Origin of the sequence: Streptosporangium sp. NPDC049046 (assembly GCF_040649155.1) — a bacterium.
In the GTDB taxonomy this organism is placed as follows: Bacteria; Actinomycetota; Actinomycetes; order Streptosporangiales; family Streptosporangiaceae; genus Streptosporangium.
Map to the genome: position 1 here is coordinate 17073 of NZ_JBEZEZ010000007.1, position 13315 is coordinate 30387.

General features: G+C 69.7%; 11 protein-coding genes and 1 pseudogene. 7 read left to right on the forward strand and 5 right to left on the reverse strand.

Annotated elements, in window-relative coordinates; all coding sequences use genetic code 11:
- Positions 1-5 precede the first annotated feature (5 nt).
- Positions 6-116, forward strand: a pseudogene (locus tag AB0B96_RS11410) (NAD(P)-dependent oxidoreductase); the annotation flags it as partial.
- A 107-nt stretch (positions 117-223) separates the two neighbouring features.
- Here the strand turns inward: AB0B96_RS11410 and AB0B96_RS11415 are convergent.
- The 3 genes from AB0B96_RS11415 to sigJ all read right to left on the reverse strand — a co-directional run bounded on the left by AB0B96_RS11415 (position 224) and on the right by sigJ (position 3307).
- On the reverse strand, positions 224-1450 hold the full coding sequence (locus AB0B96_RS11415) for an RNA polymerase sigma factor (RefSeq protein WP_362897813.1): 1227 nt from the start codon (positions 1448-1450) through the stop codon (positions 224-226).
- 21 nt (positions 1451-1471) lie between these two features.
- Entirely contained in the window at positions 1472-1813 is a 342-nt protein-coding gene (locus tag AB0B96_RS11420) for a YciI family protein (protein WP_350941385.1), read from the reverse strand.
- 483 nt (positions 1814-2296) lie between these two features.
- Entirely contained in the window at positions 2297-3307 is a 1011-nt protein-coding gene (gene sigJ / locus AB0B96_RS11425) for an RNA polymerase sigma factor SigJ (RefSeq protein WP_362897815.1), read from the reverse strand.
- 210 nt (positions 3308-3517) lie between these two features.
- Here sigJ and AB0B96_RS11430 point away from each other — a divergent pair, with 210 nt between their 5' ends.
- The 4 genes from AB0B96_RS11430 to AB0B96_RS11445 all read left to right on the forward strand — a co-directional run bounded on the left by AB0B96_RS11430 (position 3518) and on the right by AB0B96_RS11445 (position 8045).
- Entirely contained in the window at positions 3518-4024 is a 507-nt protein-coding gene (locus AB0B96_RS11430) for a hypothetical protein (RefSeq protein WP_362897817.1), read from the forward strand.
- Positions 4017-5678, forward strand: a complete 1662-nt coding sequence (locus AB0B96_RS11435) for a multicopper oxidase family protein (RefSeq protein WP_362897819.1) — start codon at positions 4017-4019, stop codon at positions 5676-5678. The genes AB0B96_RS11430 and AB0B96_RS11435 overlap by 8 nt, the downstream gene beginning before the upstream one ends.
- Before the next feature lie 329 nt (positions 5679-6007).
- Positions 6008-7201, forward strand: coding sequence for an FAD-dependent oxidoreductase (locus AB0B96_RS11440; protein WP_362897821.1), 1194 nt, complete (start codon positions 6008-6010; stop codon positions 7199-7201).
- Positions 7202-7367: 166 nt separating this feature from the next.
- Positions 7368-8045 carry a DoxX family protein gene (locus tag AB0B96_RS11445; protein WP_362897823.1) on the forward strand — a complete coding sequence of 226 codons (678 nt, stop codon included), beginning with the start codon at positions 7368-7370 and terminating at the stop codon, positions 8043-8045.
- 240 nt (positions 8046-8285) lie between these two features.
- Here AB0B96_RS11445 and AB0B96_RS11450 read toward each other — a convergent pair whose 3' ends face one another.
- Positions 8286-8915, reverse strand: coding sequence for a TetR/AcrR family transcriptional regulator (locus AB0B96_RS11450; protein WP_362897825.1), 630 nt, complete (start codon positions 8913-8915; stop codon positions 8286-8288).
- 102 nt (positions 8916-9017) lie between these two features.
- On the opposite strand from AB0B96_RS11450, the gene AB0B96_RS11455 reads away from it, so the two are divergent.
- Positions 9018-10550, forward strand: coding sequence for an FAD-dependent monooxygenase (locus AB0B96_RS11455; RefSeq protein ID WP_362897827.1), 1533 nt, complete (start codon positions 9018-9020; stop codon positions 10548-10550).
- Positions 10551-10666: 116 nt separating this feature from the next.
- Here AB0B96_RS11455 and AB0B96_RS11460 read toward each other — a convergent pair whose 3' ends face one another.
- A complete protein-coding gene (locus tag AB0B96_RS11460) occupies positions 10667-12250 on the reverse strand; it encodes an MFS transporter (RefSeq protein ID WP_362897829.1) in 1584 nt (527 codons plus the stop codon).
- 275 nt (positions 12251-12525) lie between these two features.
- On the opposite strand from AB0B96_RS11460, the gene AB0B96_RS11465 reads away from it, so the two are divergent.
- Positions 12526-13026, forward strand: coding sequence for a DinB family protein (locus tag AB0B96_RS11465; RefSeq protein ID WP_362897831.1), 501 nt, complete (start codon positions 12526-12528; stop codon positions 13024-13026).
- Positions 13027-13315: the final 289 nt, after the last annotated feature.

Genomic DNA, 13315 nt, shown 5'->3' on the forward strand with positions numbered 1-13315 from the left:
GCCCCGACCCCGACGAGATCGCCCCGTCGTACGTGTTCTTCGCCTCCGGGCGGCTGTCGTCCTACTACACAGGCGAGATCTTGGCGCCGATCGGCGGTGAGACCCTCCCGGGCTGACGGCCCCTCAACGGAGGACGATCGCCTGGCGATGGCTGATCCGCGCACATGGTCAGGGCGAGCGACGCGGTGAGGATCCTCGCCGCGTGCGGGGGCCGAGTAGGCCGTCAGAGAAGCCGCAGCCGGTTGCGCAGGAAACGGCGTTCGGCGTCGGTGGGTGCGAGGTCGATCGCCGCGCGGTAGCCGTCGGCCGCCTCCCGCGTACGGCCGGCGCGTCGCAGCAGGTCGGCGCGGGTGGCGTGCAACAGGTGGTAGTCGTCGAGCTGTCCGGTCCCGGCGATCGCGTCGACCAGGGGCAGCGCCGCCTCGGGACCGTCGGCCATGCTGATCGCCACGGCCCGGTTCAGATCCACGATCGGGCTCGGTGCCATCCGCGCGAGCCGCGTGTACAGCCCGACGATCTGCGGCCAGTCCGTCTGGTCGGCGACCGGCGCGGTGGCGTGACACGCCGCGATGGCCGCCTGGAGCTGGAACGGCCCGGCGCGGCGTCGCCGTAGTGCTCGTTCGCAGATCGCGGCACCCTCCGCGATCTGCGCCCGGTCCCACAGCGAGCGGTCCTGCTCGGCGAGGGTGACCATGTCGCCGGCCGCGTCCGTACGCGCCGGCCGCCGGGCGTCGTGCAGCAGCATCAGCGCGAGCATGCCGTGCGCTTCCGGCTCGTCGGGCATCAACGCCGTCACCACCCGGGCGAGACGGATGGCCTCCCGGCACAGCCGGGCCTTTTCCGGGTCTCCGTACCCTTCGTTGAAGAGCAGGTAGAGCACGTGGAGTACGGCGGGAAGGCGGTCCGGCAGTAGATGCGCGGGCGGCACCCGAAACGGGATGCCCGCGTGCGCGACCTTCTGTTTGGCGCGAAAGAGGCGTTGGCCCATGGTGCGTTCCGGCACCAGGAACGCACGCGCGATCTCGGCGGTGCTCATGCCGGTCAGGCTCCGCAGGGTCAACGCCACCTGGGCTTCGAGGCTCAGCGACGGATGACAGCAGGTGAACATGAGCTCCAGGCGCTCGTCGGGGATCTCGCTGTCGCTCGAGTAGGGCGACGGTTCCAGGTCCAACGCGGCCACCTCCCGTAGTTTCGCCGCCTCGGTCGACGCGCGACGCATCCGGTCGATCGCGCGGTGGCGTGCCGCGGTGGTGAGCCACGCCAGTGGCTGATCCGGTACGCCTGATTCGGGCCACCTCTGGAGTGCCTGCGCGAACGCGTCCTGCGTACACTCCTCGGCCAGGTCCCAGGCTCCGCCGGTGAATCGGATCATGGTGGCCACGATCCGACTCCACCCGTCGGCGTAGATCCCGGCGATCCGGTCCTTCACCCGAGCCACCTGAGCTGTCATCGACGTCGTCCGTCTTGGCCGTCAGTCCTCGCCGTCGGGCCAGAACGGGCGCAGCTCGATCATCCCGGCCCACGCCATCGGGTGCCTGGACGCGACCTCGATGGCCTCGTCGAGGTCGCCGCACTCCAGGACGTCGAAGCCGACTATCTGGTCCTTGGTCTCCGCGTACGGGCCGTCGGTCAGCAGCACCTTACGGTCGCGGACGCGAACCGTGGTCGCGTCGCTCGCCGGCCGGGTGCGGTTGCCCATCAGCCGGATCCCCTTGCCGTCCATCTCCGTGACCCAGTCCTCCACATCCGGGGCGCCGTCGTCCTGGCCGGGCGTGTAGGCCGGGTCGGTGCACACCAGCATCAGGTACTTCATCGGGTTGCTCCTATCGTGTAGCCGGCGGTGACCATCACGGCGATCGTGGTGGCCATGTTTCGGCACAGGGCGATTGTGCACCGGTGACCATGCCCATGCGTGTCCATGGGTGCCCTCCTCTCCCGTGCGTCATGTGGATGACGAACGGGAAAGGCCCTCCACTACAGCCCACACCAAGATTCTTTCGCGCAGCCGGCCGGGGGGCGTGTCCCGCGCGCGGACGGGGCGGCGACTCTTCACGTGGAGACCTTCTCGGGGCCGGACCACACGATGACGCCGAGAGGTCACGACGGGCCACGCCTGGCGGTGCTCGGCGAGCGGGCGCTCGACGAAGAGCTTCGCGAGCACGGCCGGGGTCTGCTCCCCGTCGGCCCACAGGGTCTCGGAATGTACGTCGTCGAGGAGCGAAGCGGCATCGACGGCCGCGCGGTGGTCTCGTCCGCGGAGTCCTACGGGTGTCGGTACGTGTCGATGCTCGTGTGCCTATCGCAGTCGTCTTTCTTGATCCATATCTGGATCCTGTTGTGGCGGAGCCGGCGTTTCCAGTGGTGGCCGCTGCGGTTCCGCCGTCCATGAGCGGAGCTTGTCGGGGTTGCGTACCGCCCAGATGTGCTTGATCCGGTCGTCTGCCACCTCGAACGCGTAGACCGACACGGTGACGCCGTCTTCCTGGGCGATCAGGCCGGGCCGGCCGTTGACCGTACGCTCCAGGAACGTCAGGTCGCGGAGCCTTCCCTCAAGCTGGACCAGGGAGCGCACGATCCGCTCGGCGCCTTCGACCGGGCGGAGCAGCGCGCCGGCGACGCCGCCGCCGTCGGCGGTCGCCGTGGCGCCGGGGTCGAGCAGGGCGACGAGGGCGTCGATGTCCTTGGCCTCCCATGCCTGTTTGAACTCCCTGACGATCCGGGCCTGCCGGGCCGCCGGGGTCGTGGACGCCCGCGCGGCACGGATGCGGCGGCGGGCCGAGGAGGCCAGCTGGCGGCAGGCCGCCGGGGTACGGCCGACGATCTCGGCCACCTCGGCGAAGGAGTAACGGAAGACGTCGTGCAGAACGAACGCGACGCGCTCGGCCGGGGTCATCGATTCGAGCACGACGAGGAAGGCCATGTTGACCGACTCGTCGAGAGTGACCCGGTCGGCCGGATCGACGGTGATGCCGCCCGGCCGCCCGCTGATCCACTCCGTGGCTTCGGGTAGCGGCTCGGGGATCCACTCGCCCACGTAGGTCTCTCGCCGGGCCCGTGCCGAGGTGAGCACGTTGAGACAGATCCGGCCGGCGACGGTGGACAGCCAGGCGCCGGGGGACGCGATGTCGTCCTGCTGCTGCCGGGTCATGGCGTACCAGCGGGCGTAGGTCTCCTGGACGACGTCCTCGGCCTCCGACAGCGAGCCGAGGAGCCGGTAGGCGAGATTGATCAGCCGACGCCGCTCGCTCGTGATCGCGCTCAGGCTTGGATCGAGCGGTCTGTCTCCTGGCTCGGGCTGGGTGGTCACGGTGTCCCCGACTTCTTTTGTCGCGGTTGCTGTCAGTAGGACGACAAGACAGCCCTTCGAAATGTGAGCTTGACGCGTCGTCTCACATTTCGAGGGGCTGTCTTGTCGTACCGGTCGGACGAACGCCTTTCCACTGGTCGTCTCGCCAGGCGGCGCGCCGACCGGCTTGCCGAGAACAGTCTCTTGCCGAGAACGGTGTGAGGAGAACGCTTGATGGTTACCGCGGCCAACAGGCTCCGCGCGGCCATGTCGGCCCGATCCGATGCCACGCATCGGACGAGGCCCGCCGACTGGGTGCTGCGGGCCGTCGTCAGCGCGCACGTGGTCGCGATCGCCGGTCAGCCGGTGTTCGCCGGGGTGTACATGAGCGGTGACTACGACGGCCTGCGCTGGCATGCGGCCGGTGCGGACGCCGTCACCTATGTCGGCTTGGTGCAGGTGATCGTGGGGATCGTGATCTGGGTACGGCTGCGTCAGGCCTGGCCGTTTCTTGCCACGTCGGCTCTGCTGACGGCCGAGTCGGTGCAGTACTTCGCCGGGCTGGACGGCGCCCTGTGGTTGCACTTCCCGCTGGGGGTGATGACCGTCGTCGCGCTCGTCGCGTTGTTCGTCGCCGTGTGGAGCCGGCCCCTCCGGAGGCGACAGCACCCCCGGAACGAGCGGGAGCGGATACGGAGCTCGCGGGAGCCGAAGCGGCAGGGAGCCGACGATGCGTGAGCCGTACGACGACCGATCCGGCCGTGCCCGTACGGTGACCAGGCGTCGGGCACTGGGCATCGGCGGAGCGCTCGGCCTGGTGGCGGCCGGCGGGCTGTCGGCCTCGGCCGCGCTGGCCCGCCGTACGCCGTTCACCGGGGCCGAGCTGCGCAGCGCCGTGCCGCTGCCGCCCGCGTTCCAGGTGCCGTTGCCGCTTCCCTCCGTGCTGGCGCCGGTCAGCACTTCGGGCGGGGTCGACCGTTACGAGATCACCCAGCGCGAGGCGACCGTGGAGATCCTGCCCGGTGTCAGGACGCCGCTGTGGACGTACGAGGGTTCCTTCCCGGGGCCGACGATCGAGTCGCGCCGCGGTCGGCCGGTCACCGTGACGCATCGCAACGACCTTCCCGTACCGACCGTCGTACATCTGCACGGCGGCCGGACCCCGGCGGGGTCCGACGGATATCCGACCGACCTCGTCCTGCCCGAGGGCTGGCCGGACGCCGTCCACGTCACGCACACGGGCCCAGGCGGGCCGGGACACGTCACGCACACGAGCCCGGGCGGGCCGGGACATGTCATGCACGATCCGCGGGCGGTGGTGACCAGGCTGTCGCGGGACTACACGTTCCCGCTGGATCAGCGGCCGACGCTCCTGTGGTACCACGACCACCGGATGGACTTCACCGCCCCCGCCGTCTGGCGGGGCCTCGCCGGGCTGCACGTCGTCCGTGACGATGCCGAGGACTCGCTCGGCCTGCCCGCCGGGCGGCGCGAACTGCCTCTCATGATCGTGGACCGTGCGTTCGCCGCCGACGGCGGCCTCGACTACCCCGCCCTCGATCCCACGTCGCGGGAGCGGCCGGGCGTGCGCGAGCCGTACCTTGCCGGGGTCCTCGGTGACGTGATCCTGGTCAACGGCGCCCCGTGGCCCGTGCACGAGATCGACGCGGCCCGCTACCGGCTACGCGTACTGAACGCCTCCAACGCCCGGCACTACGAGCTTGAGGCGATCACCGACGACGGACACCGGCTCGACCTCGTGCAGATCGGGGCCGACCAGGGGCTGCTCGCGGCGCCGGTCGTCCACCGGTTCCTGCCGATCGCGCCGGCCGAACGCTACGACGTGGTCGTCGACTTCTCCGGCGTCCCGGTCGGCAGCCGCGTCAGAGTCGTCAACCGGCTCGGCTCCGGCCGCACCCGCGACGTGATGGCCTTCCGGGTCGCGCGCGAGGCCACCGACGACAGCCGCATCCCGCGTGTCCTTTCCACCGATCTCCCGACCTGGCGCCGGTCGGACGCCGTCCGGGTGCGCGACCTCTCCTTCCGCACCGGGCGTATGCACGGCGGTCACGGATGGCTGATCGGCGGGCTGCCGTTCGACCCCGCCCGCTCCGACGTCACCACCGGACTCGGCGACGTGGAAGTGTGGCGGCTGATCGCCGACGTCCACCATCCCGTCCACCTGCACCTGGTCGGCTTCCGGGTGCTCTCGCGCCGCGACCGGCCGCCTCTGCCCCACGACGCCGGTCTGAAGGACACCGTCTCCCTGCGGCCGGGCGAATCAGTGGAGATCATCACCCGCTTCGACGGCTATCGCGGCCGCTATCTCTTCCACTGCCACAACGCCGAACACGAGGACATGGGGATGATGGCCAACCTTGAAATCGTCTGACGCCACCGCGCCGCGGAAGGCCGGTTCCACAGGCCGAACTCCCCTGTGTCGCCGGGCGACCATGCCGGACCTGCCGTTCCTTACGCTCCGGGAACGTCAGGTCGCGGAGCCTGTCCTCCGGTGAGGTCGGCGCGTCGCCTCACATTCCGCGGGGCTGTCTTGTCCAACCAGCGAGACACCGTCCAGCACGCAGCAGGGCACCCACGGCAGGTATGCGGATCGCCGTACACGTGATCGTCCGCGCGGCGGCCACTTCGTGAGGGAAGACCGACTCCGCTCATTCGCAAAGCCTCAAGAACCGCCTGAAGTCGAGAAGGAAAGGCCTCGCCATGTCCACGCACGAAGACCACACACCCCGCAAGGTCGTCGTCATCGGTGGTGGTTACGCCGGAGCACTCGCGGCCAACCACCTGCGGATGCGTGCCGACGTCGACATCACCCTTGTCAATCCCCGCCCGGATTTCGTCGAACGAATCCGGCTGCACCAGTTCGTGGCCGACACCGGCGAGGCCACGGTGGACTACGGCTCACTGCTGGGAGAGGACATCCGGTTGGTGGTCGACAGCGCCACGCGCATCGACGCCGCCGCCCGCACAGTGCGGCTGGCGTCGGGGCGCGCGCTGGTCTATGACTACGTCGTCTACGCCGTCGGCAGCATCGCGGCGATACCGTCATCGGTATCCGGAGCGGCCGAATTCGCTTTCCCCATCGCTGAACTCGAATCCGCCCAGCGGCTGCGCGCCCGGCTGGCCGAGTTGCCGTTCGATGCTCCGGTCACTGTGGTGGGCGCCGGATTGACCGGCATCGAGACGGCCGCCGAGCTGGCCGAACAAGGACGCACGGTCACGCTGGTGTGTGGCCGAGCCCTCGCGCCGACACTGAGTGTTCCCGCTCGCCGATCCGTGGCCACGTGGCTGTCCCGGCACGGTGTCACCGTGCTCGGGGCCGGCGTGGTGACCGAAGTCCGGCCGGATGCGGTGGTTTTGGGCGACGGTGAGATGCGTGCGAGCGCACTGACCATCTGGACGGCCGGTTTCGGCGTACCGGATTTGGCGTCCGTGAGCGGGCTGCGGACCGACGCGCTTGGCCGGCTGCTCACCGACGAGACGCTGACCAGCGTCGACGACGACCGCATCGTCGCGGCCGGGGACGCCGCCGCACCGTCGGGCCGGCCGCTTCGGATGAGCTCCCAGGCCGCTCAGCCGCTCGGGGTGCAGGCTGCCAACACCGTGTTGAGCCGCATCGCGGGAACCGAACCGGCAGTGATCGACCAGGCCCTCACCGGATCGTGCGTCAGCCTCGGCCGGCGCGCCGGCATACGGCAGCTCGCCCGCAAAGACGACACGGCGGTGAACCTCTACGTCGCCGGGCGCATGGCCGCAGTGATCAAGGAGGCGACCTGCAGGCTCGGGGTGTCGAGGATCCGCCGTGAGGCCCGCAAGCCGGGTTCCGGCTTCTGGCCCAAGGGCGGCCCACGTCCCGAGCAGCCCGCCTCCGCTCCGCGCGGGGTCGCGTCCCCGTGACCACCGACGAGCACCCCGGACGGTTCACGGGGGTTGACGAGCATGCGGGCGAATGTCGCGTTCAGCGGCCCCACCGGGCCAGCAGCCCTGGCCGGCCACTTCGTTGTGGAATCGATCGCCACCTGCGACTTCGAACCGAAGTCGCTCGCAACGCAAGGAGAATCTCATGAACATGGCGGACCGACGTGACGAGGAGGCCGCGATGCGAACTCGAACGACCATGACGTTCCAGCACGCGACGGGCGAGAAGCCGACCTCCGCAGCACGAAGCGGCTGGAATCGGGGCAGGATCCGCCCTGTCGCCTTCTGGGCCACCACGTTTGTCATCGTCTTCGAGTTGGTTGCCGGATCGGTGTGGAACCTTGTGCCGATCGAATGGGTGGAAGCCCAGTTACGCCACCTGGGATACCCCGAATTCTTCGCCTATGTTCTGGCCGCGTGGCAGGCGGGCGCGGCCATCGCGATCATCGCGCCCGGGCTGCCGCTGATCAAGGAATGGGCGTACGCGGGCGCCTTTTTCCTGTGGTCGAGTGCCGTGGTGTCGCATCTGACGGTCGGCGACGGTCTTCGGACGTGGGGGGTGCCGCTGGTGTTCGGGGTGTGCGCCGTCGCGTCGTGGGCGCTGAGGCCCGACGACCGCAGGCTCCCGGGGACGCGGTTCCGGCGGGAGCGCCGTACCGACGCCGGACAGGATGAGGCAGGTCCGCCGGAAGCCCGCACTCGCGCCTGGGCCGTTCCGATCGGGCTCCTTGTCGTTCTGTATGCCGTTTCGTTCCTCACGCTGCCCGCGGCCGAAGCCATGACGCACGGGTGGGCGGTTGAGCTCGGCTGGATCGACGGGTAACGGTCCGTCTCCGTCGCGTGCGGCACCGTTGCGGGCGCACGAAACGGTGCCGCACGCGACGGAGACGGTTCGCTCGCTCTCGCCCTTCGGCTTGATGAACAGCCCTCCGCCCACACGCTCAGAGCAGGATGCCAGGTCGTAGGTGGCACCGTTGGCGCGGCCCACACCCGCCCACACGCCTCAGCGCGGGATGGGGCGTCCTTGGCGTCGTCCGGCGCACGGAGACCCGCGCGGGAGCCGTCATCCCGGCACACCACGCCCATCGCCGACGCCCACGCAGAGCGGAAGTGCCTGGATGATCAGCTTGCTCGTCGTTTCGACGCAGGAGTCGTCGACGGTGCGGCCGGTGTTGAGGACGCGCCACTGGGTGAGCCCGACCAGCAGGTCGAGGGCGAGGTCGAGGTCGAGGTCGGCGGGCAACTGGCCGCGTTCCATCGCGCTCCTCAGCAACCGCTCGCACGCGGCCCTGCGCGGTTGCCGGATCGCGGTGTCGAACGCCTCGGCGAGTTCGGGGTTGCGAGCGGCCTCGGCTGTCAGATCGAGCACGATGCACATGACCGCGGGATCCGACAGCGTGTCCGCCACCGCTCGGACGTAGGCTCGCACGTCGCCGTTCAGGTCGCCGGCCCCGCCGACCGGGACCTGCCGGGAGGCGACGACGTCGATGAGGTCGACCACCATCTCCTCTTTCGACGACCACCGCCGGTAGAGCGCGGCCTTTCCCGTACCGGCCCGCCGGGCCACCGCGCCCATTGACATCCCGGCATAGCCTGTCTCCGCCAGCTCGGCGACCGCCGCCGCGAGGATGGTGTCGGTGACTGTCCGGCGCAGTACGGCTGCGCCGCGACCACGCGGGCGGATCTCGGCCATGTCGGCGACATTAACACGAGACGGAACGGTTGCGTCCCAGCTTCTGGGCCGCTTATCCTCCAAACGGAACGGATAGGTTCCGTTCCGGAATCGGGGGAAGACATGACCGACGTAGACGTACTCATCGTCGGAGGCGGACCGACCGGACTGACGCTGGCCTGCGAGCTGGCCCGGCGCGGCGTCACCTTCCGGGTGATCGACAGATCTCCCGAATTCCACCGTCAGTCCCGGGGCAAGGGCATCCAGCCGCGCAGCCTGGAGGTGTTCGACGACCTCGGCGTGGTCCAGGACTTTCTGGACGCCGGGGCGTCCGAGATGCCGGCGCGGATTCACATGGACCGCCGGTTCGTCGCGGAGCTGCACCTCCTGGCCGGTGTCCGCCCGCGGCCGGATGTGCCGTACCCGACGCTCGTCCTGCTGCCGCAGTGGCGCACTGAGCAGATCCTCCGCGCCCGCCTGGCCGAGCTGGGCGGCCACGTGGAGCGCGGCCTGCGACTGGCCGACCTCAAGCAGTCCGACAGCCAGGTCGTCGCACGGCTCGCCACGGGTGAGATGATCCACGCCTCCTACCTCGTAGGCTGCGACGGCGGCGGTAGCGCGGTACGCGAGGCCGCCGGGATCACCTTCCCCGGGCTGGTGTCGGAGACCGAGCACTACCTGCTCGGCGACGTGGAGGTCGACGGTCTGCCCCGCGACGGCTCCTATGTCTGGTACGCAGCGGACGAGTCCTCCGTGGGCCTCGCGCTGCTGCCCGGTACGCTGTCGTGGCAGTTCGGCCTCACCGTACGCCCTGGCGAGGAGGGCGCCGGTCAGGAGCCCTCACTTGAGCTTTTCCAGCGCCTGTTCGAGCAGCGCACCGGCCGGACGGACGTGCGCCTGCACAACGCCACCTGGCTGTCGCGCTTCAGCTACAAGGTACGGCTCGCCGACCGTTACCGTGCCGGCCGCGTCTTCATCGCCGGAGACGCCGCCCACGTCCACCCGATCGCGGGCGGGCTCGGCATGAACACCGGCATCCAGGACGCCTACAACCTCGGCTGGAAGCTGGCCCTCACGGTACGCGGCCAAGCCCCCGACAGCCTGCTCGACACGTACGAGCTGGAGCGCCGCCCGGTGGCCGAATCCGTGCTCAAGGCCAGCGGCGCCGGCATGACCGCGCTGTTCTCCACCAAACCTCTGATGACCTTCCTGCGCGACCGGATCATCCTGCCGCTGATGCGCAGCCCCGCGGTGACCAGGACGATCGTCGGCAGGACCTCCCAGCTCAACGTGAACTACCGCGCCTCCGAGCTGTCGGTCGGCGACAAGGGCAAGGTCCGTCCCGGTGACCGGGCGCCCGACTCGCCGTGTCGGCACCCGGTGACCGGCGAGCGGTCGCGGCTGTTCGACCTCTTCCGCGGCTCCCACTTCACCCTGCTCCAGTTCGGCGCGGTGACGCCGGATCCGGCCGAGCGCCTGAACAGACTTCACGGCGACGACATCCGCGTCTACCGGCTGGAGCCAGGACCTCCGAGCAAGCGCTACGGCGCCGGCGGGGGCACGCTCGTCCTCGTCCGGCCGGACGGCTATGTGGCCGTACGGACCCGGTCAGCCGATGCGGTGGTCGACTACCTGAGGACGATCCTGGTCGCCTGAACCGGGACGAACCGCCGGCCGGTTGGCGCCGTCCTCGGCGGAGGTGACCTCCGGACCGAGGATCTCCCGCCGGCCGCCGGCGTTGGCCGCCGTGGCCCCCGGCACATGCGGTCCGATCAACGTCCTGTGGTCGGCTTGGGGCCGACTCTGCCGCGCCCGAGCATGACCGCGACCGTGACGGCCATGACCGCCACGATCGCGGCGCTGACCAGGGCGCTCAACTGGAATCCCGCGGTGAACGCCTGACGGGCCGCGCCGAGCAGCGTGTCCCCGAGCCGGTCGGGGAGTATGCGACTCGCCGCCACAGCACCGGCCAGGCTCTCCGTCGCGGCGGACGCGGCCTCCGCGGGGAAACCCACCACAACGCCGCCGCTCATTTCGTCTCGATAGACCGCGGTGATGGCGCTGCCGAGAACGGCGATGCCGAGTGCACCGCCCAACTGGGGAGCGGTCGAGGAGATCGCCGAGGCGGCGCCGGCCTGCTCGGGCGGCGCGACACCCACGGCCATGTCGGTGGCGAGCGCCATCATCGGACCGAGCCCGGCGGACACGATGACGGCCCCGGCCACCAGGATGGCCAGGTCGCCTGTCCCGGCTGTCATGCCTACCGGCGGGACGCCCACCTGCGCGACCACCACGAAGCCGGTGGCGGCGAGAGCCAGTCCGACCGCGATGACCGGTCCCGGGGCCGTCCATCGCACGATCCTGGAGGCCAGCGTCGACCCAATGATCACCCCGACCGCCGAAGGCGCCGTCCACAGGCCCGCCTCCAGCGGAGAGAGTCCGCGTACCAACTGCAAGTACTGCGCGAAGGCGTAATTGAAACCCCACAACACGAAGATGCCGAACGCCAGCGTGGCCACCGCGGTGCTGAACGCTCGGTTCGCGAACAACCTCAGGTTGATCAACGGGTCGCGGAGCGCACGCTGCCTGCGTACGAAGATGACGGCGAACAGCAATCCAGCCGTGACGGAGAACACGGGCAACGGGCCGGGACCGTCGGCGGCCATCTGTTTGAGACCGTAGACCGCCACCAAGACCGCGGCCAACGACAGTACTGCGCTGATCGGGTCCAACCGCCCTACCCCGGCATAGCGTCGCTCCGGCAGCAGGATCGGCCCCAGCACCAGAAGCAGCGCCATCACCGGCACGCCGAGCAGGAACACCGACCCCCACCAGAAGCGCTCAAGCAACCAGCCGCCCACGAGAGGCCCGATCGCGGTACCTCCGGACACACTCGCGATGACGATCCCGACGGCGACGGTGCGTTGCCGAGGGTCCCGGAACATGGCGACGGTCAGGGAGAGCACGGACGGCATCAACGTGGCACCGGAGATTCCGAGCAGTGCGCGGATCGCGATGAGCGCACCCGCGCTGGGCGCGTAGGCCGCGAGCACGGAGGCGATGCCGTACGCGGCCGCACCGATCAACAGGAGTCGTCGGCGGCCGATCCGGTCGCCCAGCGTACCCATGGTGATCAGCGATCCGGCGAGCAGAAAGGCGTAAACATCCACGATCCACAACAGCTCAGCGCTGTCGGCCGCCAACGCCCTGCCGATGGCGGGCAACGCCAGATGGGTCACGGTCAATTCGAGGGAGGCGAGGAAAGCGGGGAGGGAGAGAACGGCGAGTCCGATCCACTCTCGTCGCCCAGCGCGGTCAAGGACAGTCGGGTCGGGGTCCGCAGAAGATCTTGTCACTCATCAATCATGAAACCTCAACCAAAGATGAGGTCAACCTTCAGCCCGTGGGCGCGACCAAGTCTCCTTCCGATGCCAGGGGCTCACCATCGGACAACCCGCCGCCCGCGCCGACGTCGCAGAGACCAGGTGGTGTGCCGGACTCACCGCCCGCGCCGACATCGCAGGGACCACATGGTGTGCCGGACTCACCGCCCGGATCGGTCAAGCTCCCCCTGAAGCGTCGATGCCCGCGTCACCGGGCTGTCGCCGGCGACGGCGGATAGGTTGTGTCCGTGATCGACACGCGCGTTTCGCCGCCCTTCATCGGTGACGAGTTCACCATGCTCACCAACTGGCTCGAATGGCACAGGGCCACCCTCGCCGTGAAATGCGCGGGCCTGACGGACGACCAGCTGCGCCTGCGCTCCGTGCCGCCCTCGGCCATGTCCCTGCTCGGCCTGGTCAGGCATATGGCACACGTCGAACGCGGCTGGTTCCGCCGCGTGTTGAACGGCGAGGACATCCCCAAGCTCTGGGACAAGGACCGCGACAACGACGCCGACTTCAACGAGGCCGACACCGCCTCCGTCGAGGAGGCCTTCGCCACCTGGCGATCCGAGATCGAACACGCCCGCGTCATCTCCTCGGCCAAACCCCTGGACGCCTTCGGTGACCGCAACGGCCAGGAGTGCACCCATCGCTGGATCCTCGTCCACATGATCGAGGAGTACGCCAGGCACAACGGTCACGCGGACCTGCTGCGCGAGCGCATCGACGGTGCCACCGGCGAATAACGAGCCCGGTGCGAGATCGGGGAGCCGGTTCCGGCCGCGATCGTCAGACGGCCCGGAACGCCGAGTATGACCATGCCGCCGAGCGGCCCGGAACGCCCGGCACCTGACCATGCCACCGCACCACGAGAGCGACCAACCTGGTACGCGACCGGATCATCCCTGCCGTCCGTTGCCGCGTGATCCTCCGCGGTCGGGGCACGAGGTGCTCGTTTCATGTCGGAAGGCCGGGCCGCATCGCGCGGCCCGGCCTTTCTGCGGGGTCCTGTCCCCCTGACTCGGGGTCCCGGCC